The following is a 24,206-nucleotide window of genomic DNA, read 5'->3' as shown; positions in this document are numbered from 1 at the left end:
AGTGGTGGGGTGGTGGAACGGATGATTCAGATTTTGTACGATTCGCTTTTCTTCTCACAATCTGGGAGGCTGAAGGTATTCTTCGATTCGGACGACGCAAAGCCGTCTAATCACTCCGCTCAGAACACCTCAGCCTTCGCCATTTTATTTGCATAATTGCGAAATGGTATTAGTATTCCACGAGCGCAAGGCACAATCCGTGAGGTGGCGCTGTCGGTCCCGATTGAGACCTGTCGCACGATTCCAGTATTTTGCCGAAAGCGGTTGGATCGATTTTTCCTGCTCCCACGGGTACGAGGGTTCCCACCAGGGAACGGACCATGTACCGCAAGAATCCGGTGCCGATAATAGTGAACTGCAGCGTGTCGGAGCTGTTGCCGTTGCTCCAGTGTGCACTGAGAATGCGTCGTACCGTGGACGGAGTGCCTTCGGTCGGACTTCCGAACGCGGCAAAGTCATGAGTGCCTTCCAGGAGCTTGGCCGCGTGCTTCATGGCATCGACATCGAGAGAAAACGGTATGTGCCACGTATAATGACGATTCAAAGCACACCTCAGCGGCCCATTCAGAATCGTATAAACATAGGTTTTGGACTGGGCTGAATGTCTGGCGTGAAAATCTTCAGGCGCGGAGACAAGATTTCGCACCACCACATCAGGCGGGAGCAGGGCATTGCAGGCTTTTTGGAGCGCTTCTAAAGACTTGTTCCAATCTGCTGAAAAATGCGCCACCTGTCCTGTGGCATGTACACCCGCATCGGTCCTTCCGGCCCCATGTACCCGAACCGGGACCGTAAGGATGCGAGAGAGAGCGCCCTCAAGCGCTCCCTGTACAGTGGGAAGCGATTTCTGGAGTTGCCATCCGTGGTACGCGGTGCCGTCGTATTCTACTGTTATCCTGAATTTCGCCATGAATCTGCCGAGCCAATCGGTTCTTGAAAAATTGTAACAGGAAAAAAGCAAGCATGGACCGACAGGGAAATATGCAATAAAAATGAAAGTTACTGTGACGCGGCCTTGCACATATCCACAAAGTATTTGTGCAGGCGGTCATCAGACGTCAATTCCGGATGAAAAGCGGTTACGAGCAATTTTCCTTGCCTCGCAGCCACGATTCGCCCATCCTTCAGTTTCCCGATAATTTCGACCTCTTTCCCCACCCTGACAATTGCAGGCGCTCTGATGAAAACCCCGTGAAAGGGGCCGCCTTCCAGGCCGGAAATTTCCAGATCTTCCTCAAAACTATCTACTTGCCGACCGAAAGCGTTTCTCTCGATGACCATGTCCATGGCTTTTAGGACAGGCTGATCCATGCCCACGTCCCTTGCCATGAATACCAGTCCTGCGCAGGTTCCCCAGACGGGTACGGATCGAGACACTTTAACCAGAGGCTCCATGAGACCGTACCAATCAGCGAGCTTGCCGATGGAAGTGCTCTCGCCCCCGGGAATGATGAGGCCGTCCAGATCTTCGAGCTGCTCCGGAAGCCTCACTTGAACTGCCTCGACCCCAAGACGCTTCAGAATCGCACAATGTTCCTGAAAAGCCCCCTGCAGGGCCAAAACGCCTATTTTCATAGGTCCGTCACCATCCGCGTGTGGCCAGTCGAGCCTCTTCAGGAAGCGTTGTCACTCCGATCCCCACCATGGGCTCGCCGAGGCCCTTGCTTATTTCTGCAAGGATTTTCGGATCGTTGTAATGGGTAACCGACTGAACAATAGCCTTGGCCCGCAAAGGTGGATTACCGCTCTTGAAAATTCCGGAGCCGACGAATACTCCGTCTACGCCGAGCTGCATCATCAAAGCGGCATCCGCGGGAGTAGCAACGCCACCCGCTGCAAAATTCACCACAGGGAGACGGCCGAGCTCCGCGGTTTCTCTAACGAGTTCATAAGGGGCACCGATTTCCTTGGCATAGGCCATCATCTCATCTGTTCGCATGGTGGTTAGCCGTCGAATTTCGCCCATAACCGACCGCGCGTGCCGGACTGCTTCGACAACGTCGCCGGTTCCTGCTTCCCCTTTGGTGCGTATCATGGCAGCGCCCTCACCGATTCGTCTGAGGGCTTCGCCGAGATTTCTGCAGCCGCATACGAATGGCACTTTGAAATCGTGCTTGTTTATATGATTGTGCTCGTCGGCAGGGGTAAGTACTTCGCTCTCGTCAATATAATCGACGCCGATCGCTTCCAGTATCTGGGCCTCGACAAAGTGGCCGATACGACACTTCGCCATGACCGGGATGCTGACAGCGCTCATAATTTCAAGTATCAGACCGGGATCGCTCATGCGAGCGACTCCCCCGTGGGCTCGGATATCCGCGGGAACTCGTTCCAGTGCCATGACAGCGCAGGCCCCGGCCTCTTCCGCGATGCGGGCATGCTCGGGAGTTACCACATCCATAATTACTCCGCCCTTGAGCATTTGGGCGTGACCTCGTTTCACGGTTTCGGTCCCTGTTTGCATATACTTTCTCCCAATTATCTTGTGAGGATTTGACCGTGTTCCAGATGCGAACGCGAACTCGTAATTATAACACGATTTCTAGAGAATCCCAGAGGCTCGTGGAAGGTTTTCAGGCAAAAAAATGAAACTAAGGATGAGAAATGCTGTGATGGTGTTCTCTGTCTTCTGCAACCAGTGTGGGAACGCCGTGCGCAATGTCTATTTTCTCAGGTTCACGGTTCTTCTTCCAGATACGACCGAGCGCTTTGATGCGGGCCAGTTTGCCGCCGTGCATTCGGTCTTCGCGTGCGGGAATGGGTTTTCCGGTGACTTCGCCGTAAATGGCGTTGAGAATCTCCTGGATACTATTGAAAATCGTTTGCACTACAGCCGGGTCCAGGTCGAGTTCACCGTGCTGAGTTCTACCTTGCTCCAAAGCATCCTCGGTTATGTTGTACGCAGCCAGTACGCTTCGAACGAGATTGCGCCTCCGATGGACTTCTCTCCACGCGATCCATGAGGCAAACAGCGAGATCATCCCGAAGAAGACACACATGACGAACACAATCACATTGAAGTATTTTATGGTGATATCGAGCAGGTTCGTAGATTCCATGATCGCCCCTTCCCTACCGAAAGACAAAGCCCTGCCTGTCCGGCGCATCACTCCTATCAAGATTCCCGATTACCGTCAATGGAATTGCAGTCCATTGCATCCACATTGGTTGATTTTCCTTGCAGCCGTGATGTATCCGATGCTAAGGTAGAATTATAGAGTCTGGGCGCTATCGGAACACGGTGTAAATCCGTGGCGGTCCCGCCGCTGTAATCGGTGACAAAGCCCGCATATCCACTGTTCGGTCTAAACCGGATGGGAAGGGCGGGTGGAGGATGACCCGAAAGCCAGAAGACGGGCGTTTAGACCAGGGTAAACCCTGATGGCAAAAGCAGAACCCTGCACCTTTTTGGTGTCAGGGTTTTTTTGTTTCTTGGCTGAAGAAAGGAGGTGATGACGAATTGAAGGATGTCATAGCCTATCGGAAGACTTGTGCGGCTGACGGTACCGGATTGTCCCATTACATTCTGATGGTAGCCAAAGCCAAGTAGCCCACCCACAACCAGGCGGGGGTATGTTCGACTTGTCACCCCCGCCACATTGCTGCAAAGCAATATTCTCTCAGGAGATGTATTCATGCACACAACCAATATGGCAAACAATTCCGCATCGTCCAGCGGTCAATATTTCAACACAGGAAACGGGCCCACTATTCAGTTCATCGAAATCGAACACCCCGACTATGTTGCCCTTCTCGATCCCGACACCGCTTTTTGGTCGCTCTTGCGAAAAGAGAAGATCAGTGAGGCTCTCGACGAGTCGGGTTCCCTTATCCAGGAGTTTCGGAAGAAGCGCGAGACCTTTGCGCAGGAGATGGAATTGCTACGGTTTGGCCTCAAACCTTCCGCGGTTTACTTCAATCCGACTGAGCGATGTAATCTGAACTGCTCGTACTGCTACATCCCGGAAGAACTGCGCAAAAGCGGCAGCCAAATGACCCGGGAGGAACTCATCAGAGCTTTGGACATTCTCAAGGAATACTTCAGAAGCACGCTACCTGAGGGAAGGCTACCCCAGGTGGTATTCCACGGGTCAGAGCCCATGCTTGCTCGCGACGCTGTCTTTGCAGGCATCACGAAATACAAGGATGATTTTAGCTTTGGGATTCAGACGAATGCTACGCTCCTGGATGACGAGTCCATCGAATTCCTTACTTCTCGGAATGTGGGGATAGGGCTTTCTCTTGACGGTCATGAAGCCGCTGTAGCAAACCTGACAAGAAAGAATTGGGCTGGAGAAGGATTCTTTGAGAAGACCGTCACGGTGCTTGAGAGATTGAAGGGATACCCGAATTACAATGTGATCTGTACGGTCACGAGCCGGAACACGGAATCCCTGACCGACATGGTAAACTTCCTTCACGAAATGGAAGTCCCCATAGGGATGCTTAACCCGGTGAGATGCACCAGGCAAGGAGCCAGGGACATCAAGCCGAGAGACGCTGAAATGTCCCCTCATTATCTCAAAGCCCTCGACCGAACCTATGAACTCTATCAGAAGACGGGACGGAAACTGGTAATCGCCAATTTCGCAAATGTTCTGATCGGCATAGTTGCTCCTCTGGCTCGGCGGCTCATGTGTGACATTTCTCCGTGCGGCGGCGGAAGGTGTTTCTTTGCCGTGGGAGCGAAGGGGGATCTGTTCCCTTGCAGTGAGTTCGTTGGGGTCCCTGAGTTTAACGGAGGAAATCTCTTCCGAGACAATATCTCGGATGTACTGGAAACCAGAGCATTCAAGTCTGTCACCGGTAGGAAGGTAGAGGAGATCGGCCCGTGTGCCGTTTGCGCGATACGGCATTTCTGCGGCTCTCCGTGTCCGGCGGAAGCCTATGAGATGAACGGAGGGATGAACAGACCCGGAGCCTTCTGTGAGTTGTATGAGGATCAGGTTCGGTATGCTATGAGGCTTATTGCCGACGGGAAAGAAAACACTTTTCTCTGGGATGGGTGGGATTCCGGCACTTCCACGACGCTGGAAATCACTTCGCTGTGAATGACTTGCACAAATTGGTTCGACCGCGAGATCCGGCAGGGGATGCCGGACTCTACCGCGGGACGATAGCGGCAGATCTCCATGCCGGCACAGTATGGTTCACACAGGCAAACAGGTGATAAATCTGATCTCTTACTATTTCTTCTGCTCTTCTATTTTTCGAATCTCTTCTTTGATGAAATCTTTGAACGCGTCATTCGGGTCCATCAAAGCTTTCATCTCTTCTTCCAGGTTTGACGGTCTGATCTTGCAGATCCATGCCTCACCGTACGGTGACTCGTTCATCTTCTCGGGTTCGTCTTCGAGCAATGAATTCACCTCGACGATTTCGCCGCTGACTACCGCGTAAATTCTACCGACCCATTTGCCCGATTCGATGGAGCCGTACGGCTTGCCCTGGCTCGCGTCGTCCCCTTCTTCGGGGAGATCCACAAACGTGATTTCTCCTGCCTGTTTGGAGATAAATTCCGTTGCGCCTGTTACGACAAGGTCTCCTTCCATTTTCGCCCAGAAGTGATTCTTTTCATATTTGAGATCGTCAGGAAAAACATAGCCTTCGTATTCCATTGCAGCCTCCTTACGGCCCTATCGATTCGGTCTTATCCTTCAACAATCTTCAAGAGACCTGAGGGTTTCACGCGGTTGAGCTTGAATCCCAATTGCTCCGAAGTCATCCCCAGAGCCAGACCAAGAATTTGCGGATAATAGACCACAGGCACTTTTAGATCAAAACCAAAGTTTTTTGCTATCTTTTTCTGCTGGCCTTCGTACATTACATTGCAGAAGGGACATACGAGCACTAAAGCATGCGCCCCGGCAGCATTCACGTCCTGAAGCTTAACTGCTGCAAGAGCATTGGCAATCTCTTCGGACATGCCGAGAATGCCCCCACCGCAACATTCTTTAAGAGAGGGGTAGTCCAATGCACGAGCGCCGGTTGCTTCAATGAGCCCGCTCATACTCCTGGGCATATGGGGGGAATCGAAACCTTCCGTCAGTTCAGACGGTTTCAGATAATGGCATCCATAATGCGGAGCCAACAACACATCATTCAGTGGCCTGACAACAGCGTTCTTGATTCCTTCTACGCCGACCTCTTCCCAGAGCAGCCTCATGAAGTTGCGGACGCGCACAGGCTTTTCATACCGTAGTCCTATTACTTCAAGCTTTTCGTTGACCTTTGCTTTGAGTTCGGGATCCGAATCCAGGGTATGAGCGGTTTCTGTCAGAGTCCCCGCACAGGCGTTGCACAATGCGCAGATTTCCAAACCTTCCTGTGCTGCAAGCGCCAGGTTGCGAGCCGAAGTGACCAGCGTATCGAAAACATTGATGGATTTCAGAGGAAATCCGCAGCAGCCGAATGCTTCATGGTCGCGAAAGGTAATCCCCAGCTTTTCCGCGGTGAGTCGGGCGGAAAGTTCGTAATTGAGATTACGGACCGGGACTGTGCAGCCGAGATATAAGAGCGCTTCCATTGGCTATTTCTCTATAAGCAAATTCGTGACGAGTTTATCCGGTACGGAGCGGCTCATAGCAGTTCCGCATAGTGCTCGGGATGCTCCACAATCCGAGGCAATCCAAGCTTTTCCCGCTTCTCGTTTTCAAAATCGGTGATTTCGTACAATCTGCCGTGATCCCTGAGCAGGGCACGTTGCGCAGTCAAGCCCGGAGGAATACATGCTTCCAATACCGCCAGGTTTTTTAACGCGAACATGACTTCCGTGAATCGCACGTTCTGCGGACAGACTTCGTGACATCCGTAACATGATGAGCAAAGCCAGATAGTATCGCTCGTGAGGACCTCCTTGACCATGCCCAAGAGTACCATGCGAATGATCTTGCGAGGATCGTAACGCTTATCAGCAACTTCGACAGGACACGCTGCAGTGCACGCCTTACACCCGAAACAGGATCGAATCCCCTCGCCGCCAGGCTGCGCAGCAACACGATCCTTGAAAGTCGGGTCCAAATCATTCAAGTTTGTAGGACTCATGCCGTCCTCCGTTCGCATTCAAGAAGGAAAATCGGAGGGACATTCTTTACAAAGAAGGTCCCCCCAATATTACTTCCATGTCTTTGACAGCCGTCTGCAGGGTTTTCGGTGTATTTGCCGCAAGGGGCAGGAAAGCGACGATCTCGGGGTTAAATCCTGCGTTTGAGATAATCGATTTCACCTGAGCGACCTTTTGTTCTGCGAGCGAGCTGCCGTACACGGACGCGCAATTGCCTTTGAAGCAGCCGGCCACGATGATGCCTCGGGCTCCTTGTTCAAATGCCATGAGTATCCGGCTCTCATCCACTGTACCGGCACAGGGAACCGGAACCGGTAGGACCGAGTTTCCCAGGCTGTTTTCTGAAGCTTCCCAAGCCTCTGCCCCGGAATGGGAGCATAGAAATACAACTATTTTGCCGTTATTCCGGGTATTGGTTTGTTCGGCTGCCGACGATCCAAGGGTAATGGCAGACATCGGGCATGCAGCAGCACAGATGCCGCATCCCACACAGGAGATCGTATCGACAAACGCGCGATCGCTGAATCCGATTGCTCCGTGGGGACACAATCTTACGCACGTTAAGCAGATAGCGCATTTATCCGGATCGACGAATGCCACTTCGGGAATCGTCTCGGTCGGATCGATTTTCGCCAGCTTTTTGACGCCAAATACCGCCGATTCAATGTCCGCTTCAACAAACAGAGGATCGTGCACGCCACGAGCTGCACCGATGGCAAAAATTCCCGTTTTCGGAGTCTCTACGGCCGAAAACCGAGGCGAATCCGGCTGCAAGTAGGGTCTGAACAAAGGAGAAGATGGTACTGCGGCCCAGAGAGCTTCCATGTCTGCCGGTGGCAAATAGAGTTCATCCACCACAAGCAGATCCGGGGTTAACTCCATGTCCGAACCAAGAAGCGGCTCTTTGAAGAGGATGCGGGTGCTGTCTTGAGAGCATTCGAAGCAAGGTCCGGCATCGTCGAATTTGAAGAAGATCGTTCCGCGTTCTCTGGTTTCACGATAACGCCGTTCAAGTCCCTGTGCCGCCACTTTCAGATTTCTTGTAAACACGTAACACTGGACCTGCCCGTTTTGTTGCAGCTTTTCTATGGCGGCAAAAACCCGCTCGAATACAGGTAGTTCCGATTCGTTTTTCAACCCTACAAGAAACGCTGCATGGAACCAGTTCCCCTCAGGTGTAACGGAAAGGCTGCTGTTTGCCAGCGCGGCCTCAACCTGGGACAGCGAGAGAGTGCGTTCGTCAGGTCGAATCCCGTACAGATCGAATTTGGGTTTTATCTGAGAAGGCTGAGCGGCGATTATGGCGCCAACACGTTCCGTGAGACGTCCGGATGGTGTCCTGAGGGTAACGTGAAAATCTCCTGCAAACCCGGTCACTCGCTCCAGAATTGCATCCCGTAGAATGGAGACGTTCGGCAAAGGTTTTTCGTCCACACCACCTATGAGTACTACGTTGAACTGATCTTCTCCGAGCCTGTGTGCAAGCCGAGAACCTTCCTGTCCTCCGCCGAGCACCAGTACGCGATTGAATTCCCGGGGTCCCGGAGGATTCGCCGTAAGAAAGACAGAATTTGTTCCTCGCTCGTTCACGCCATTTCTCCGGATCGTGTTTTCCGAACATACGAAGCAACCTGGGATGCAGCAAACACTCCGCTCGAAATACTCTCCGGAATGGATAACGGGCCGCCGACGGTTCCTGCAAGAAAGAGTCCCTGATTGCTCGATTCATGCGCTGCAAAACCATCACGGCCGGCTGTTATTCCGAACAGTTCACCCATCGCTCGGGGCGACTGGCCGGGAGTCATGCCGACACTCAGCGCGACCGAATCGAATTCCTCTACAACTCTTTCGTCCGAAGGACCGTGATAGATGATTTCAGGTTTTCCGTTCCGGCTTTCTCTTATTTGAGAGGGAATGGCTCTTACCATTCGCATGTCTTCCTGAGCCGCTTTCAACCGAGTGTCGAAATTTCGATCGAAGGATTGCACGTCCATGTAGAAGAGAGCAATGTCAAGTTCAGGAAATCTGTTCTTCAATAATCGCCCGAGCCTCAGAGCATACGCACAGCACACGCGGGAACAATAATTGTTGCCGACGCGATGATCCCGGCTGCCTACACATTGAATAAAGGCAAGCTTTTTAACGTCTGTATCCCAATCGTCCGCTCGTATACGGTATTCAAGTTCCAATGCCGTGGACACTCCCGGAACTCTGCCATACCCGAATTGCGGTTTCAGGGCGGGATCGAACGGTGAAAACCCGGTGGCAAGAACTACCGCGGATGCATCAACAGGGACAGCTTTTTCGGACCCGTTCGCTACGAGGTCCAGCCTCCATCCATTTGCGGTTTTTTGTGCATTGGAAACAACTGTGTTCAGCATAGTGGAAATATGCGCCGCGTTTCCCGCCCGGTGGATCAGGTCTTCAACCAGGCATGCCCCACAACGCTGACAAGTTTCGGTCGCCTTACAGCAGAGTGATGCTGCATGCCCACCTAAAGTATCTGTTTTTTCCAGGATGAGGCATTCGATTCCCAGTTTATCCAGCTCCACAGCGCTTGAAATCCCTCCGACGCCCCCGCCGATAATCACTACATCTTTGTTTGTGAAGGTCATCGCATCTTCAGTCATCTGAACACCGAGATCTCAAAATAGAAAGTGAGCTTCCCGCCTGAACAGCCGAATTCGTAAACATGACGAAAAAGAGGTTTACGAACGTGCTGGTGGATTCGGTCCTCTCGGGATTTACTCTGTAGAGAATCTTTTCTGGTAATCCGGACGCACTATTTTGCCCGGATGAGAGCTTCTGCCAAAATCCCTCGGAGGCACAACAGATTCAAGCATATCGAGACGGCCCTGCAACTGCAATCGTTGAATGATCTGTACCCACGCGCAATCTCGTTGCGAATCTGTCTCGCACTTGCCGTTTGTAGGTCCTCCGCAGGGCCCGTTCAGAAGGCTTTTGGCACACATTGTGACCGGACAGATGCCCCCGGTGATGCCCAGGAAGCACTGGTTACAGGATTTACACCGTTCTGCCCAGGCTCCCGCTCCCTCGGCCACGCCGATGAAGCTGGTATCGACTCCCGGAAAAACAGGAGTTTCGGGGTACATTTCCGCCAAGAATTGTATGCCTGCTCCGCAAGCGAGAGAAATGACGGCATCCACCTTTGCAACCCTATCGTGCAAAAGAGACAGAAACTCGCGATCGCATTGACGTTCTACGGTAGCGGCTGCAACTTCGACGTTCCTGCCCTTTTTCAGCGCCGAGAGTCTGAGTTGTGCGGAAAGGATGGCAGCTTCTTTTTCTCCACCCGCCAAACACACTGCCACGCAGGTGCCGCAACCGGCGACCAGGATGCGGGAATATTGATGTACGAAAGATTCAATCTCTGAAAATGGTTTGGGCTGGGCTACTATCACGTGCTGTCTCCGAATCAGGGGTGGTAAAAGGATAACGGATATAACCATGCTCTGTCAATAAACGTGCCTGCATGAGGACTTTATCACATTAGCTTTTAATAGCTGAATTAAAGGAAAAATTTATGTTCCTCATGCCTTTCTTATGTCAAAAACGACATAACTATCGTATTTTATTAGCTTTTTGAATTTTTCGCGCTTGACTGTACGGACCAGCCCAAGTACTATGAAACTATGTATCGTAATTCGTTTTAGATGGAATATTAGCTCTGGAACCGGCCAGCAAAAGAAAGGCAATAAAATGGATAAGATTTTGAGAATCGATGTGGGCGCCGAAGGCGGTCCCAAGGTTACGGAAGTCCCCGCAGGTGAGTATGCGGGCCTTGGAGGCAGAGCACTTACATCAATGATCGTTTCCAAGGAAGTTCCTCCTCTTTGCCATCCACTTGGGGCAGACAACAAACTTGTGTTTGCACCCGGACTCCTCAGTGGAACCACTGCAGCAATGTCCGGCAGGCTTTCCGTTGGATGCAAGAGCCCTCTTACCGGAGGGATCAAAGAATCCAATGCCGGCGGCCAAGCTGCGCAGGTTTTAGCTCGATTGGGCTACGCGGCAATTGTTCTGGAAGGAAAACCCAAAGACGACACCCTTTACAAGATAATTATCAATAAAGACGGCATCTCAATTAAGCCTGATAACTCGTTGAAGATGTTGGGTAACTACGATGTTGTGGACAAAATGAAGGCCGAGTTCGGTGACAAGATTACCTGCATCTCCATCGGTCAAGCCGGCGAAATGAAGCTGGGAGCAGCATCCATCGCTTGCACGGATATGGAGCTCCGTCCTACTCGTCACGCGGGTCGTGGAGGAGTCGGAGCCGTCATGGGGTCAAAAGGCGTGAAAGTAATCGTGCTCGATGACTCGGGCATGAAAATGCGTTCTGCGAAGGATCCCGAAGCGTTCAAAACAGCATCCAAAGTCTGGGTAGATGGCCTCAAGAAGCACCCCGTAACGGGAGAAGGTCTGCCTGCATATGGCACGAACGTTCTAACAAATGTGCTCAATGAAGCCGGGGGATATCCCACGCGGAATTTTAAAGTAGGCCGGTTTGACACGTGCACAAAGATCAGTGGAGAGACTCAAGCTGCACTGGAAATCGAGCGCAAAGGCACCGCAACTCACGGGTGCCATCGGGGATGCATCATTCAATGCTCCGGAACGTATAACGACAAGAATGGGCAGTATCTCACAAAACAACCCGAATACGAGACAGTCTGGGCTCATGGCGGCAACTGTGGAATCGACGATCTGGATTCCATCGCTCTGCTGGATCGCTTGGATGACGATTACGGCCTCGACACCATAGAAATGGGAGCGACCGTTGGTGTAGCAATGGAAGCAGGACTGATCCCGTTCGGTGACGCGGAGGCAGCGATCAATCTGGTTAAGGAAGTAGGAAAAGGCACTCACCTGGGACGAATTCTAGGGAGTGGAGCCGGCCTTACCGGAAAGGCCTTCGGAGTCGAACGCGTGCCGGTCGTGAAGAATCAGGCCCTTCCCGCGTACGATCCAAGAGCTGTCATGGGAATAGGAGTCACCTATGCTACCAGCCCGATGGGAGCGGACCACACTGCGGGATATGCTGTCGCGACGAATATTCTCAAAGTGGGCGGGTTCGTGGATCCTCTTTCCCCGGAAGGCCAGATAGATTTGTCCAGAAACCTGCAAATCGCCACTGCCGCGGTGGACTCTACGGGCATGTGTCTCTTTGTGGCATTTGCGGTCCTGGACCAGCCCGAGACTTTCCAGGCGCTGATTGATATGATCAACGCGTTTTACGGACTGAAACTCACCGCAGACGATGTTGCGGCTCTGGGAAAATCGGTCCTCAAGAATGAAAGAGAATTCAACGTCAAAGCAGGATTCACTTCGGCTCAGGATAGACTTCCCGACTTCTTCCAAAAAGAGGTGCTTGCACCCCACGGCGTAACCTTTACCGTGAAGAATGAGGACCTCGATACCGTATTCAACTGGTAATCGGCCGTCATATCCTTGAGGCACCGGATGATTTTCCGGTGCCTTCCCGCTTTCTTCCTGCTTTGTGCCCCCTCAAGCTTGTTCTCGTGAAACGAATCGACAACTATATCCAGTGCATTAAAATAGCGTCCGATTGGGAAAAGCACTGCTCGACAATTGGTGGGTGCCGTGCCTCCGTGCCGGCACGTTTTTATAACATTTCGCAATTATGCGTATAAGATGGTGAAGGCTGAGGTGTTCTGAGCGGAGTGATTAGACGGCCTTGCGTCGTCCGGAGCGAAAGATACCTCCAGCCTGCCGGATGATGAGAAGAAAAGCGAATCGGTATTAGAATACAGATCAATCAGTTCGGGCCGGCAGGGACGCCGCCCCCTACCGTCCTTTCAAAGAACAATGTGGTCAAAAGATCAGGAATTATGTCAAATGCTATAAAGATTGTTGTTCTTCTTACCGTAAAGAAGAAATTTCCAGGAAAATCTTCGCCCGGAACGGAGCGATCCATGGAAATGTTTGTATTCGATTGAAATCCGCTCTTGTTATGGTAAAAATGGACAAATGAGGATGAATGCATTCTGGCCATTCGAGCACGCGAAACCGATCGGGGATTTACGGTACAGGAGCTTCGGAATTTGCTTGAATGAAGAATAGCTGTCTTGGCGGAATTATTTCCGAATGTCGTAAAAAAAACGCCGGTATATTGGATGAGCTATAACAACGTAAAACGAGTGCTTGTATATACGCATAATTCCATCGGATTGGGACATGCGTTCCGAACACTGGCCGTCATTACGGGGATGAGGTATTGGAGACCCGATATAGATTTTTTAGTGATTTCGGGAACTTCAATTCCGCACATCTTCTTCAAGGAAGGCATAGAAGTTATAAAGCTGCCTTCTATCAAGCTCGATATCGATGCCAAAGACAATCCCATGTCTTCCCGTTATCTTTGCGGGTTCGATCTGGAAGCAATTTTCGATTTCAGACAGCGCATAATCCTTGCGGCGTTTGATTTCTTTCAGCCCGATGTTCTCATGGTCGAACATAATATGACCGGACAGATGAGTGAGCTGATACCGTTGCTTATGAAAAAATGGATGCGCAGGGGCGGCCCGGTGGATTTTTCCCTGGTTCACATTTGCCGAGGAATCATGAAGTGGGTCCCTCTCCTGAAAATTCCGTATCAAAACCCCAGACATCGATCTGAATCCATAAATATCGGGGAATTATACGATTTCATGTATGTTTTGGAGGATCGTAAAGTAATCGACATTAATCGAGAATTCCTTGGAAACGATCCCGAGCTGGAAAAGAAGATTCGTTATCTCGGAAAAATTACCAATAAAGCATGGGAAGAATTGCCGCCTCGCGAAGAGGTCGTGAAACGATACGGGCTGCCTGACAAGAAAATCATCCTTGTCTCTTTGGGAAGGAATCAGAGAGTCCTGGATCTTTCGGTAAGGCTGCTGGAAGTCTTTGAGACTTTGGGTGTGAACCTGAACTATGAAGTTATTATGATCCTGGACCCTTACTTGGATTCCGGAGCGGTGGAGTCATTGCGGGATCATCCTCTTGCCTCCAAAATTCGTTTCATGCCGTTCATCCCAGATCTGGTGGATCTCATGAGCCATTCCGAGCTGGTCATATCAAGGGCCGGTTATAATACGACGAATGAAATTCTCCTCACCGGCGTGAAAGCCATCGTTATACCCGAGAGTCACGGGGGAGGTGAACAGGAACTGCGTATCCGTAATATTACGGAGCAAAACATTGTGGCCATGAACGAGGACGAAGTGCTTGGACCCGACATGGACCGAAAACTCTTGGAACTGCTGGAAACCGAAAAGAAGGCAGCGTCCTGCAAGTTCGATAAGTACGCGATTGGAAAAGCAATTCTGGATGACCTTGAAGACTGGAAAAAGAACTCGAGATCCTGCAGGTGATCCGACCAATTCTCCAAGGAGCGGGAAATGGAGCCGAAGTCACTCAAAGTTATATATGATGACCTGTACCTGACCGACTATCCGACTGTTTCCTGTGAGATGCCGCAGAGGGTGCAGAGCATTATGCGGGTGCTGGCTGAGCATTATCCGGTAGTGAAGCCCTCTTCCGCTACCGATAATGATTTGCTGCTGGTTCATACACAATCCCTTGTAAACATAGTTAAATCAGATCCACAGCTATTTCGTGTAGCCGTCGCTGCAGCAGGTGGTGCCATTTTGGCTGCCAACCTTGCGTGCGAGCAACAACCTTCATTTGCCTGCGTCAGGCCTCCCGGTCACCATGCAAGTCCTGACAGCCACTGGGGCTTCTGCTTCTTCAACAATGTGGCAATTGCGGTCGAGTCACTGTTGAAACGTCGTGTCATTGGGTCGGCTCTCATCCTGGACGTGGATTTGCATTTCGGAGACGGCACGGATAATTTCTTTTCGGGTCGAAGGGAAGTTACTGTGGCAAATATTCAGGACAACTACAGGGAGGCGTTTCTCAGGCATGTCGATGAAGCTCTGGCTTCAAACCAATACGATCTTGTGGCAATAAGCGCCGGGTTCGACCGACACGTCGAGGATTGGGGAGGGACTCTGACTACTGAAGATTATTTTACAATCGGGCGTGCCGTGAGAGATTTTGCTATAACCAAATGCCAGGGCCGCTATTTCGCTGTCCTGGAAGGAGGCTATAACGTCAACGTCCTTGGCGAGAATGCTCTGGCGTTGTGTCAGGGAATGGATAATCCTGTCACTCCTTGACGAGATCTTCGGGTCGAACCGCAATTTCGCGATCTGTGGCCTTGGCCGGTAACCGTGCAGTGTGCTCCAGCGGAAGCCAAATGGTGAACACTGTTCCCTCGTTGTCCGATCTCACCGAGATGGACCCGTTGTGGTCTTCAATTATCTTTTTGCAGAGTGTCAGACCGATTCCTGTGCCGTAATTCTTTGTCGTATAGAAAGGGCTGAAAATCTTGCTCAGCTCGTCAGGTGGGATGACCTTTCCCCAGTTCTTGACTTTCATCTCGAAATAGGACTCCACTGCCAGCCCTCCTGTTTCCTGTGCTTTCCCGCTCAGAACGTACGCTCCCGTTTCGATGCATATCGCTTCTCCGGGAGCAGAGGCTTCTATCGCATTGGAAATGAGATTTCTGACGACCTGTTCAAAACGGTTTGGGTCGAGCATCACTTCCGCCAGTTCTTTTCCAAAGCTGGTAATGAGTTTGATCTGACGCTCACGCATTCTATCGTCATACACTCTGAGAACTCTTTCAATTATTTCTGTGGGATCGACCTTTTCGAGTCGGATTCGTTCATGGCGAGTGAAGTTGATGAGGCTGGTAAGAATTCCCTCAAGCCTCTGAATTTCAGAAATTATCATCTCACATGATCTTCGTTGTCCGCCATCCTGGGGCAGACACGATTCAAAGTGCTTTGAGAGTCTTCTCGCGAATCCTCCGATGATTGCCAGTGGTTGCCGGAGTTCATGTGCGACTTCAGCCGTGTGATCGGCTATAGCTTTGGATTTCCCCTGCTGGACAATATGCTCGTACAAGTCATCGATAATTTTTATCTTCTCCAGCAGTTCCTCTCTGGATGCCCGGAGTTCCTCTTCCAGGCCTTTCCGCCGCGTGATATCACGCATAACTCCCTCGTATCTCACCGGACCGTGATCTTCAACGAGAGACACTTTGCACCTGATTCTGGCAAACTTCTGTACCATGCCTGCGGCCATCATTTCCACTTCTTCATCCCAAATCTGGTCCATTCCGGTCTGCAACAAAGTCTCCACTAAGGGGCGGTCATGAGGAACCACATAGTCGATAAGCGGAGTTTCCAGGATCTGAAATACCGGATAATCCAAGAATTTTTCTACCTGAGTATTCACGTACGAAAAACGACCTTCCCGGTCCAGTATGAAGATGATATCCGGCACCTCTTCAAGAAGCACACGGTATCGTCGCTCTGAATCGATAAGCCACTTTTCCATTCGCTTTCGGCCTTCCAACTCACGTTTCAGGGATTCCGTTTTTTCCTGGATCTCACGCGCTAATTCGTCTGTATGGATGATCAGTTTTCCTGTGAGAGGTCGCACGAGAAGGACCATGGCAAGTGTGCCCAAAAGTATGAGCGCCACAATAATCTTGGAGGTAGCCCAGATTCGCCGTGTTACAGGAGCATAGAGTTCGTCCTGGTCCATAGAGACAACGACACCCCAGTTTATGTCGCGAATAGGTCCATACGCGATCACATCGTTCCCGTCTCTGGGTATCATGACACCGGAACGCCGCTGGATAGCATTGGACAGGGCCCTGCCCATATCCGAATCTTTGCTGATGGTTCCGCCGATTGCTCCTTTGTCCCTTCGCAACGGAAACACCAGTTCCACGCCATCGGGTCGATCGACTCCTATGACTGTCTCGCCGGTTTTTCCAAGACCTATGTAATCTTCCACGATACGTGCGAGATGGAATAATCTGAAAGCAAGGATATCAGTTCCAAGGCGTTGCGATTGCCGATCCAAAATCGGACTTGAGACTACGAGATAGGAGTTGATTCCGAGTACTGCGGGCCCGTGAAGCGTAGGTGACTGGGTTGTAGCGCTCAGAGGCGGCCAGAATTCTTTGGGAAGCTCAATGCCGATTTGCGCGACTATTTTCCCATCCTTGTCCAGACGTGTGATTCCCCACACTTCGTGAGAAAACGAGATCGCATCAGACAATACCTCCCGTGTGAAATCGGAAACGGCCTCTAAGGTCATCGATCCTCCATAATAGGCTTCCAGCATCTGCCGCGCTACCGATCTGGAGGATATCTGAAGTGCAACATCTTTCGCCCGGGCGAGACATTCTTCGATGGCAAGCGTCTTTGTGTTCAACGCAAGCGTCAGGTTTAACTCTTCTTCACTTTTGAAATCGAGATATAGAGGATAGATACTCACCAGGGCTACAATGAGGCCGACAACAAAAATACCGAGTGCGGACGAGTATACGATTGTTCTTTGGACGTTTTTGGCTCGGAGTACCGGCATGAGGGTTGAACCTGTGTGAAAAGGTTGAAGCCGCGTGCGTAAGATGGAATAAAAGATACCTAAATTATTGGCTCAATTCAACAGAAGTCTTGCTGAGAATGGTCTGCTTCTGCAAAAGTGCAAATACGATTCACACAGAAAATCGATCATGCTATAGTGACACACTTGTTCGGTTACACTTATCAGAGGTGAGCCGTGCCCGCCAGAATTGTAAGAATTAATCCGCTCCAAGCGGCTGCAGACATTCGGTCCGGAATGACCGATAGCGACCTTATGTCCAAATACAATCTTTCAGCAGCCGAGTTACGTATCATGGTAGGGCGGCTTCTTGCATTCGGTCACATTCAAGCTGCAGATGTTGAAAACAGAATCTGCGGAGAACAGGGGGACTCCTTCCAGATCGGTCGTCAAGTTTCTCCAGTCAGCACAGCAAAGAAAAGAATTGTCGATGGGGCTGAAGTTTTGAATCTTGTTCGATCGGGGGCGACCAATACTGAGCTCATGCGGAAGTATCAACTGTCTCCAAAGGGTCTACAGAGCCTCTTCACAAAGCTGTTAGGCCTGGGCCTGGTGTCCCAACAGGAATGGGATCGACGTTTGCCGGAGTTGAATTCAATGGCCACCCGCGAGAATTTCAAACTGCCGGGAGCGGAGACCATTACTCTGGATTTGATCGAGATCGTGGCAGAATTGGAACTAGGAGCAGACAGGGCCATTCTGAAACAAAAATACAGCCTGACGAACCAAGAGATGGATCAGCTCTTTGCCAAAATAATAGAAGAAAACCTTGTAACTAGGAGAGATTTGGATCGATTACTCTCTCGGCCGCTTAGACCCTTTCAGATCAGGAATCGTTTTTCCGGAAATGTCATTCACGAAGGTCATGCCCGTTCCATGGCCGACCTGTTGGAACGAGCAATTTCCCAGGAAATGGATTTATCGGAGGCGGACCTACGTGGTTTGGACCTCTCCAGAGGAAGATTCTCCGGAGCCCGGCTGTCCGCGGCGGATCTCAGCAGGACCATCCTTATAAGAGCCGATCTGACCGGCGCACAACTATCCGGAGCAGAGTTGCTTTCGGCAGACTTGTTCGCAGCGATCCTGTTCAAGGCGAACCTTGCCGGAACAAATCTTTCAGACGCGAATCTCAGTATGGCTAACGCTGCCTGGTCTTTCCTGCAAGGTGCAAATCTGTCGGAGACAAATCTGTCGTACGCTAATCTATTCGGAGCCAACCTCTCCGGAGCTCACGTCTTTGAAACTATCCTCATAGGGACGAATCTCACAGGAGCTTACCTTGAGGAGGTCAATTTGAATCTCGCCAAGGGGCTGTCATTTGCTCCTAACTCCGAAGCTTAGGGGCATAATTTGGATCTCTTGCCTCACTGTTTCACCGGTCACCAGCATTTCGTACCATGACAATTGCCAAAATTAGTGTCCGATTGAAGATAGAAATATTGGTGGGTGCCGTGCCTCCGTGCCGGCACATCTTCAATATGATCAATGATATCGATAGAATGGGCCAGCAGGGACGCCGGTCCCCACTAGTATCTTGTACTGGAGCATGGGATAGACGTCAGAATTTCTCGGTAATTCCTATAAAGGCATCTCTGCTACAGGCGCTCTCATTACCATGAGAAAATGAAAGCAGCTTCGATTCAGGGCTGAGCCGACAACGGAACAGTCGGTCATTCTCTGCACATGAGCAGCACCGCGGCACCACGCGCCGCGCTTTTGGGCTTCTCTGCAGGAATCGAACAAATTCCTCGCCCGATGGTGGTGATTCTTCTACATGCCTGTTTGGTGATCCAGCCGGAGCGCCTCAACCTGGCAATCCACTAATAGGCAGTGACAAAGATCCTGTCGTTTATCCCGACGTGTGAATTACGGAATATTGGTAGGGACCGCCGCCTCAAGATTGTTTCAACACGAAATTTATCCCAGATCGTGGTACGAAATTCTCATCATCTTCACGGCCTGATTGTAGGGGCGCTCCTCATGGGTGCCCCGTAGTGACCGGCCTCCGTGCCGGTCACTACGGGAGGGCAGGCACGAGACCTGCCCCTACAAGGATGATGAATCGTGGCACGATTTTTGTGCATACGAGAATTTTGAGACATTTTCTCTCTGCCGTCCAATCACAGCGATATCATTGATGAATATTGAAGATGTGCCGGCACGGAGGCCGGCACCCACCAATACTCTTTTTTCTGAATCATACCATTTCGCAATTGTGCATATAAGATAGCGCAGGCTGAGGTATTCTGAGCGGAGTGATTATACCGATTCTCGAAAGTAATCACGGATTGTGAAGAGCAGTTCCCAGCAATTGGTAGCGCCGGCCTCCGTGCCAGCGAACAATTCACCAAACAAATCAATAAGTTCTCGCCGGCAGGGACGCCGGCGCTACTGATTCTTCTCATTGCAGGCATTGGATTCCGTCAAGACTTTCGATAACCGCTATAGACGGCTTTGCGTCGTCCGGAGCGAAGGATACCTCGAGCCTGCCAGATTATAAAAAGAAAAAGCGAATCGGTATCAGACATTAGTTTTGGCACTTACTATAGACCGGCAGGCCTCCGTACGAATTGAGGAAAACCGACACTGTGAATTGTCGCTCTTGGGAGGGCTGACGATCTCCTTGATGATCTGAAGTGAACCGGTTCAGGGAGCAGCTCTATTGCAGAGCCGGAAAGGCATCATGAGTCAACTTGGAGGCATAATGTGCCGTCATAGTAGGGAAGCACCAGTGATAGGTTTAATTTTGCCAAGGACGAGTGACCTGGGGCTGGCTCCCAGAGGAAGTTGAAACCGCGCCGCGCTCTAGCGGGTACCAGTTTCGAAAAATAAAAAGGCCGGGCTCAAGCCCAGCCTCTTCATCTTATACAGATGACTGCTTACCAGCCTCTGGGGGGAACGTAAGCGTTAACCGGCGTGCAGGGAACTGCTGCGGTAACATATGCGGCCTCACCAAGTTCCACCTTGCAGCACTGCTCGCCAGGGCATTGTCCGGCTAACAGAGGTGATGCAACGAGACCTAATGCCCTGAAGGGAACACTAAGAGCAGCATGTATTACGCCAGGAACAAGCGGGGGTTCGCAAGCAGGGGCAACCGGGCCTCTCAGCGTAGTGTCTTCAGCACCCAAGCCGGGCAGGCAGGGGCTTCCGCCACAATAAACTGTATTTGGAATACCAGGCACGGGCCATTTGCTGACGGTGTAACCCTGGGAGATCCCTGCGCCCACAAGCATAATCGCTAGGATTCCAAGAATTACAGCGGATTTCTTTACCATACCCTCATCCTCCTTTCATTCAAGAGCTTCCAGTCGTTAACCGGAAAACCGTATATTCTCTTCTATCTTCGATAAGCTATTGCTGTTTTTTAGCTTAAAATCAGCTCGTTGTCAAGATTTTTTTAGATCGACGTTCCGCTCGATTGCCGGTCCCGGGGTTATGAAAAGGACCGGACAGCAGAAGGAAGCCGGTCCCTTTTGTATTCGTTTCGCCGGGATTCTTCAGGCCTACCAAAGAGCGCCAAACATTACTGTGGGAGCGCCAAGAACCATAGGCACTGCTGCCATGGCGCCCGTTACGGGACCGTAGCAAGGACCACAGGGGCCACCACCCGGGAACAGACCCTTGGTATTGAAGCAGCCATAGACGCTGTCGCAATGGTTGAACAGCACGTCGAAAGGCATGCCCAGCAAGTTGGCAACGGAGGTGATCAGCCCAGGAGCCGCAAAACCATTTCCTTTGTCACCGCAGCCAGCCGCCATGGGAGCGGGTGCAGGGCAAGGACCGACGATCTTGCATTGCCAAGTTTTCACGATGGTTTTGGCTACCGGATAGGGGGGGCAATCAACCGGAAGATACAACGGAGGGCAGGAAGCCACACCGCAACCATTGTCAGGGAAACCATAGCCCAAAAAGGCCGACGATGTCCCAGCCGCCATTAACAACATTGAAAAAATACCGAGAACAACCAGAGTCCTCTTAACCATACCCTCATCCTCCTTTCACTAATCCTTTTCAAAGGAAGCTTAAATACCAGATTTGGATGCCTCCAAAAAAATAGTTTCCTCAGGATGTGCTTAAAGTTTATTACAGAAATCAACCCTGCTGTCAATCTTTTTTTGTAGGGCCCATGCCGGCCCTCTTGCATCAAGGTTTCACTCTCGATGAATGAGGGCAGGTTAGCAATCTTAAAAATATATTGTCAAGCTATTTTAGTTTCCCCGAAGTCGGGTAAATCGGTTTATCGCAGTAATTGAATGTTTCGTAAGCTTGATAGGCTATAAAGGGCGCGTATCTTGCTCTCCTGAGAACCAAAGCAGCACGACTGTGATATCGTATAAGGCATTGACTCCGATAAACCGGGTGGTTAAAAAGTTCTGAGGAATTCAATCAGGAGAACCCTAGAGCATTGGCCCTCGACCTGCAGAGTATGTTTAGAAAACTATTCCCACGTGAGTTGCCTGAAAGGAAAAAGGAGATTCGCTTTATGCACGATGATTCAAACCAAACCGTCTTCACCGGCGCGTCCAAATACGTTCTGGATGATGAACTCGCGAAAATTGTCAACATATCCATGGCGCTTGAATTGCCATTGCTTTTGAAAGGTGAGCCCGGCACAGGAAAGACCATGCTTGCCCATGCCATCGCAGAAACGCTCAGAATGCCCTTGTTGATTCTGAACGTGAAATCCAGCCTCAAGCTGGTCGATGCCCTCTACCAGTATGACACCCTCACCAGATTGAATGACAGCCGCTTTGGAGACAGCACTCGAAACGTCAGCAACATAGAAGAGTACATTCGTATGGGCAAAATAGGGCAGGCTTTCGTTTCGGATGTCAAAGTCGTTCTGCTCATAGACGAGATCGACAAGGCTGATACTGATTTCCAGGATGACATGCTCGATGTGCTGGATCAGATGCAATTCGATATCATGGAAATCGATAAGACCGTCGGTGCCAAGCATAGACCTGTCATCATCATCACCTCAAACGCGAAAAAGGACCTTTCAGACCCGTTTCTCGGAAGATGCAATTTCCATCATATCGCCTTCCCTGAGCCGGACATGATGCGGGACATCATCAAAGTCCATTTTCCGGATGTGGACCGTGAATTAATGGATGCGTGCGTAAAGACCTTCTATAAGGTCAGGGAATTCCAAGGGATAGAGAAAAAGCCCGCGACCAGAGAGCTTCTGAATTGGATAAGAGCCCTGAGACAAGATCAGGATTTCCGCCCCAAAGATCTCTTGTTGGGAAAGATTCCGTTCCTGGGTATACTGTTCAAGAAAAGCTCGGATTATCAGCAGGCTCTCCAACAGAGCCGCCGTTTGCGCGTCTGAAGGCATTGGTGACGTATGTTTGTAAACTTCTTTTTTCTTCTGAAAGATTCAGGGATACCGGTATCTCCCACATCGTTTCTCCGGCTTCAAAAAGCCCTTAAGAGCGGGCTTGTCAACTCTCTGAACGATTTCTACACGGCAGCCCGGACGATTCTGGTAAAGAGCGAGCGATATTTCGATATTTATGACAAGGTATTTGCTCATTACTTCAATGGTGCGGAACTGCCCGATTTTCGCGGCGTGGATCTCGACGCGGCAGCCCGAGAACTCCTTGACGAATGGCTCAAGAATCCCGATGCCCTTGCCGAAGCGCTGGGACTAAGCAAAGATCAGTTGCAGTCCCTGTCTCCTGAAGAGCTCATTCAGTACTTCCTGGACCGGCTAAAAGAACAAACCGAGGCTCATCATGGTGGAAGCCGCTGGATAGGAACCGGCGGAACTTCCCCGGTGGGGCACTCGGGTTTTCACCCGGGTGGAATGCGAGTGGGCGGGAGATCCATGGGCCGCTCTGCCATTAAAGTGGCACTCGATAGAAGATACAAGGATTATTCACTGGAAGGACCGCTCACGGAAGCCCAGATGGGAGAGGCTCTTAAGAGACTCCGAAGAATGATTCCTGTGGGTCCGAAAGACGAGGTGAACGTCGACGAGACTATTCGGGCCACCACCAGGAATGCGGGAGAAATCGAGATTATCTTTGATCGGAGCCTTCGGGACCGATTGAAAGTGATCCTCATGATCGATAACGGCGGCTGGTCTATGGACCCGTATATCGAGGTGGTCCAGACGTTGTTCAACTACGCGCGAGCTCAGTTTAAGGATCTGAAGACATTCTTTTTTCATAACACCATTTATGATTTTGTCTGGGAAGATGCTCCCAGAAGGTATAAACCCCAAAAAGTAGAAGCATTTACTTCGTGGGACCCTGAGACGAGACTCATTGTGATCGGCGATGCCAGCATGGCTCCGTACGAGCTTATGGCAACAGACGGTTCCATTCACATAGAAGAACGGAGCGGATTGCCAAGTATTGACCGACTGCATTTACTGACCAAGTTATTTTCTCATGCAGTATGGTTGAACCCGACCCCGATCCGCCTCTGGCCCATGACCAGGACCATCGGTATTATTGCCAATATTTTCCCCATGTTTGAGTTGACTTTGGACGGTCTCGACAAGTCGGTTACGCATTTGATGCGACGTAACTGAACCGGCCGTCGAACTGAAGCTGTCGCAACAGCCCCTATAGGATCTTGATCTCGTGGGCGCTTTAGGATAGTTACCCACCAGCGGCATAGTGCATCGAAGAGCCGCCTC

The 24,206-nt window shown here is 50.9% G+C and carries 21 protein-coding genes and 1 riboswitch; of the genes, 8 read left to right on the top strand and 13 right to left on the bottom strand.

The window, feature by feature from the left end; translation table 11 throughout:
- Positions 1 to 169 precede the first annotated feature (169 nt).
- The 4 genes from truA to DESTI_RS00880 form a co-directional block, all read right to left on the bottom strand.
- A complete protein-coding gene (truA, locus tag DESTI_RS00895) occupies positions 170 to 910 on the bottom strand; it encodes a tRNA pseudouridine(38-40) synthase TruA (protein WP_014808083.1) in 741 nt (246 codons plus the stop codon).
- Between the two features lie 89 nt (positions 911 to 999).
- Entirely contained in the window at positions 1,000 to 1,575 is a 576-nt protein-coding gene (pdxT, locus tag DESTI_RS00890; RefSeq protein ID WP_014808082.1) for a pyridoxal 5'-phosphate synthase glutaminase subunit PdxT, read from the bottom strand.
- Positions 1,576 to 1,582: 7 nt separating this feature from the next.
- Entirely contained in the window at positions 1,583 to 2,464 is an 882-nt protein-coding gene (gene pdxS / locus DESTI_RS00885; protein WP_014808081.1) for a pyridoxal 5'-phosphate synthase lyase subunit PdxS, read from the bottom strand.
- A 127-nt stretch (positions 2,465 to 2,591) separates the two neighbouring features.
- Positions 2,592 to 3,059 (bottom strand): hypothetical protein, encoded by a 468-nt coding sequence (locus DESTI_RS00880; protein WP_014808080.1) that lies wholly within the window; start codon positions 3,057 to 3,059, stop codon positions 2,592 to 2,594.
- Positions 3,060 to 3,172: 113 nt separating this feature from the next.
- A riboswitch (cobalamin riboswitch) is annotated at positions 3,173 to 3,377 on the top strand.
- Between the two features lie 83 nt (positions 3,378 to 3,460).
- Between DESTI_RS00880 and cbpA the strand changes: the two genes are divergently transcribed.
- Both cbpA and cbpB read left to right on the top strand, forming a co-directional pair.
- Entirely contained in the window at positions 3,461 to 3,550 is a 90-nt protein-coding gene (gene cbpA, locus DESTI_RS29650) for a modified peptide precursor CbpA (protein ID WP_211213732.1), read from the top strand.
- An 85-nt stretch (positions 3,551 to 3,635) separates the two neighbouring features.
- The gene (gene cbpB, locus DESTI_RS00875; protein WP_014808079.1) at positions 3,636 to 5,051 is read left to right on the top strand and encodes a peptide-modifying radical SAM enzyme CbpB; all 1,416 of its coding nucleotides are present in this window, start codon (positions 3,636 to 3,638) and stop codon (positions 5,049 to 5,051) included.
- 135 nt (positions 5,052 to 5,186) lie between these two features.
- Here cbpB and gcvH read toward each other — a convergent pair whose 3' ends face one another.
- The 6 genes from gcvH to DESTI_RS00845 all read right to left on the bottom strand — a co-directional run bounded on the left by gcvH (position 5,187) and on the right by DESTI_RS00845 (position 10,485).
- Complete coding sequence (gene gcvH / locus DESTI_RS00870) at positions 5,187 to 5,618, bottom strand: glycine cleavage system protein GcvH (RefSeq protein ID WP_014808078.1); 432 nt, start codon at positions 5,616 to 5,618, stop codon at positions 5,187 to 5,189.
- A gap of 32 nt (positions 5,619 to 5,650) precedes the next feature.
- On the bottom strand, positions 5,651 to 6,526 hold the full coding sequence (locus tag DESTI_RS00865) for a CoB--CoM heterodisulfide reductase iron-sulfur subunit B family protein (protein ID WP_014808077.1): 876 nt from the start codon (positions 6,524 to 6,526) through the stop codon (positions 5,651 to 5,653).
- Between the two features lie 53 nt (positions 6,527 to 6,579).
- Positions 6,580 to 7,044 (bottom strand): 4Fe-4S dicluster domain-containing protein, encoded by a 465-nt coding sequence (locus DESTI_RS00860; protein ID WP_014808076.1) that lies wholly within the window; start codon positions 7,042 to 7,044, stop codon positions 6,580 to 6,582.
- A gap of 46 nt (positions 7,045 to 7,090) precedes the next feature.
- The gene (locus tag DESTI_RS00855; protein WP_014808075.1) at positions 7,091 to 8,653 is read right to left on the bottom strand and encodes a hydrogenase iron-sulfur subunit; all 1,563 of its coding nucleotides are present in this window, start codon (positions 8,651 to 8,653) and stop codon (positions 7,091 to 7,093) included.
- A complete protein-coding gene (locus DESTI_RS00850) occupies positions 8,650 to 9,693 on the bottom strand; it encodes an FAD-dependent oxidoreductase (protein WP_014808074.1) in 1,044 nt (347 codons plus the stop codon). Before DESTI_RS00850 ends, DESTI_RS00855 begins: the two co-directional genes overlap by 4 nt.
- Positions 9,694 to 9,807: 114 nt before the next feature.
- The gene (locus tag DESTI_RS00845; protein ID WP_014808073.1) at positions 9,808 to 10,485 is read right to left on the bottom strand and encodes a methylenetetrahydrofolate reductase C-terminal domain-containing protein; all 678 of its coding nucleotides are present in this window, start codon (positions 10,483 to 10,485) and stop codon (positions 9,808 to 9,810) included.
- Positions 10,486 to 10,783: 298 nt separating this feature from the next.
- On the opposite strand from DESTI_RS00845, the gene DESTI_RS00840 reads away from it, so the two are divergent.
- From DESTI_RS00840 to DESTI_RS00825, 3 genes are all read left to right on the top strand, one after another.
- On the top strand, positions 10,784 to 12,520 hold the full coding sequence (locus DESTI_RS00840; RefSeq protein WP_014808072.1) for an aldehyde ferredoxin oxidoreductase family protein: 1,737 nt from the start codon (positions 10,784 to 10,786) through the stop codon (positions 12,518 to 12,520).
- 701 nt (positions 12,521 to 13,221) lie between these two features.
- On the top strand, positions 13,222 to 14,460 hold the full coding sequence (locus DESTI_RS00830) for a glycosyltransferase family protein (RefSeq protein WP_014808071.1): 1,239 nt from the start codon (positions 13,222 to 13,224) through the stop codon (positions 14,458 to 14,460).
- Positions 14,461 to 14,487: 27 nt separating this feature from the next.
- Positions 14,488 to 15,267: a histone deacetylase family protein gene (locus DESTI_RS00825; protein WP_014808070.1), complete on the top strand. Its 780-nt coding sequence runs from the start codon at positions 14,488 to 14,490 to the stop codon at positions 15,265 to 15,267.
- Here the strand turns inward: DESTI_RS00825 and DESTI_RS00820 are convergent.
- Entirely contained in the window at positions 15,257 to 17,536 is a 2,280-nt protein-coding gene (locus DESTI_RS00820; protein ID WP_014808069.1) for an ATP-binding protein, read from the bottom strand. The genes DESTI_RS00825 and DESTI_RS00820 overlap by 11 nt on opposite strands.
- 195 nt (positions 17,537 to 17,731) lie before the next feature.
- On the opposite strand from DESTI_RS00820, the gene DESTI_RS28215 reads away from it, so the two are divergent.
- On the top strand, positions 17,732 to 18,895 hold the full coding sequence (locus DESTI_RS28215; RefSeq protein ID WP_014808068.1) for a pentapeptide repeat-containing protein: 1,164 nt from the start codon (positions 17,732 to 17,734) through the stop codon (positions 18,893 to 18,895).
- A gap of 1,538 nt (positions 18,896 to 20,433) precedes the next feature.
- On the opposite strand, the gene DESTI_RS00810 is transcribed toward DESTI_RS28215, so the two are convergent.
- Positions 20,434 to 20,829: a hypothetical protein gene (locus tag DESTI_RS00810; protein ID WP_014808067.1), complete on the bottom strand. Its 396-nt coding sequence runs from the start codon at positions 20,827 to 20,829 to the stop codon at positions 20,434 to 20,436.
- A gap of 228 nt (positions 20,830 to 21,057) precedes the next feature.
- Entirely contained in the window at positions 21,058 to 21,537 is a 480-nt protein-coding gene (locus tag DESTI_RS00805; protein ID WP_014808066.1) for a hypothetical protein, read from the bottom strand.
- Between the two features lie 500 nt (positions 21,538 to 22,037).
- On the opposite strand from DESTI_RS00805, the gene DESTI_RS00800 reads away from it, so the two are divergent.
- Together DESTI_RS00800 and DESTI_RS00795 are read left to right on the top strand one after the other, a co-directional pair.
- Positions 22,038 to 22,889 (top strand): AAA family ATPase, encoded by an 852-nt coding sequence (locus DESTI_RS00800; protein ID WP_014808065.1) that lies wholly within the window; start codon positions 22,038 to 22,040, stop codon positions 22,887 to 22,889.
- A 15-nt stretch (positions 22,890 to 22,904) separates the two neighbouring features.
- Positions 22,905 to 24,098: a vWA domain-containing protein gene (locus tag DESTI_RS00795; protein ID WP_014808064.1), complete on the top strand. Its 1,194-nt coding sequence runs from the start codon at positions 22,905 to 22,907 to the stop codon at positions 24,096 to 24,098.
- Positions 24,099 to 24,206 lie beyond the last annotated feature (108 nt).

The organism is Desulfomonile tiedjei DSM 6799 (assembly GCF_000266945.1).
GTDB lineage: Bacteria > Desulfobacterota > Desulfomonilia > Desulfomonilales > Desulfomonilaceae > Desulfomonile > Desulfomonile tiedjei.
Note: the sequence above shows the minus strand (reverse complement) of the source record. Positions and strands in the feature narration are given on the sequence as shown.

What these genes read in the sequence shown, in the direction of transcription:
- truA (WP_014808083.1), bottom strand. Translation starts at nt 910, where the DNA reads ATGGCGAAATTCAGGATAACAGTAGAATACGACGGCACCGCGTACCAC.
- pdxT (WP_014808082.1), bottom strand. Translation starts at nt 1,575, where the DNA reads ATGAAAATAGGCGTTTTGGCCCTGCAGGGGGCTTTTCAGGAACATTGT.
- pdxS (WP_014808081.1), bottom strand. Translation starts at nt 2,464, where the DNA reads ATGCAAACAGGGACCGAAACCGTGAAACGAGGTCACGCCCAAATGCTC.
- DESTI_RS00880 (WP_014808080.1), bottom strand. Translation starts at nt 3,059, where the DNA reads ATGGAATCTACGAACCTGCTCGATATCACCATAAAATACTTCAATGTG.
- cbpB (WP_014808079.1), top strand. Translation starts at nt 3,636, where the DNA reads ATGCACACAACCAATATGGCAAACAATTCCGCATCGTCCAGCGGTCAA.
- gcvH (WP_014808078.1), bottom strand. Translation starts at nt 5,618, where the DNA reads ATGGAATACGAAGGCTATGTTTTTCCTGACGATCTCAAATATGAAAAG.
- DESTI_RS00865 (WP_014808077.1), bottom strand. Translation starts at nt 6,526, where the DNA reads ATGGAAGCGCTCTTATATCTCGGCTGCACAGTCCCGGTCCGTAATCTC.
- DESTI_RS00860 (WP_014808076.1), bottom strand. Translation starts at nt 7,044, where the DNA reads ATGAGTCCTACAAACTTGAATGATTTGGACCCGACTTTCAAGGATCGT.
- DESTI_RS00850 (WP_014808074.1), bottom strand. Translation starts at nt 9,693, where the DNA reads ATGACTGAAGATGCGATGACCTTCACAAACAAAGATGTAGTGATTATC.
- DESTI_RS00840 (WP_014808072.1), top strand. Translation starts at nt 10,784, where the DNA reads ATGGATAAGATTTTGAGAATCGATGTGGGCGCCGAAGGCGGTCCCAAG.
- DESTI_RS00830 (WP_014808071.1), top strand. Translation starts at nt 13,222, where the DNA reads ATGAGCTATAACAACGTAAAACGAGTGCTTGTATATACGCATAATTCC.
- DESTI_RS00825 (WP_014808070.1), top strand. Translation starts at nt 14,488, where the DNA reads ATGGAGCCGAAGTCACTCAAAGTTATATATGATGACCTGTACCTGACC.
- DESTI_RS00820 (WP_014808069.1), bottom strand. Translation starts at nt 17,536, where the DNA reads ATGCCGGTACTCCGAGCCAAAAACGTCCAAAGAACAATCGTATACTCG.
- DESTI_RS00810 (WP_014808067.1), bottom strand. Translation starts at nt 20,829, where the DNA reads ATGGTAAAGAAATCCGCTGTAATTCTTGGAATCCTAGCGATTATGCTT.
- DESTI_RS00805 (WP_014808066.1), bottom strand. Translation starts at nt 21,537, where the DNA reads ATGGTTAAGAGGACTCTGGTTGTTCTCGGTATTTTTTCAATGTTGTTA.
- DESTI_RS00800 (WP_014808065.1), top strand. Translation starts at nt 22,038, where the DNA reads ATGCACGATGATTCAAACCAAACCGTCTTCACCGGCGCGTCCAAATAC.
- DESTI_RS00795 (WP_014808064.1), top strand. Translation starts at nt 22,905, where the DNA reads ATGTTTGTAAACTTCTTTTTTCTTCTGAAAGATTCAGGGATACCGGTA.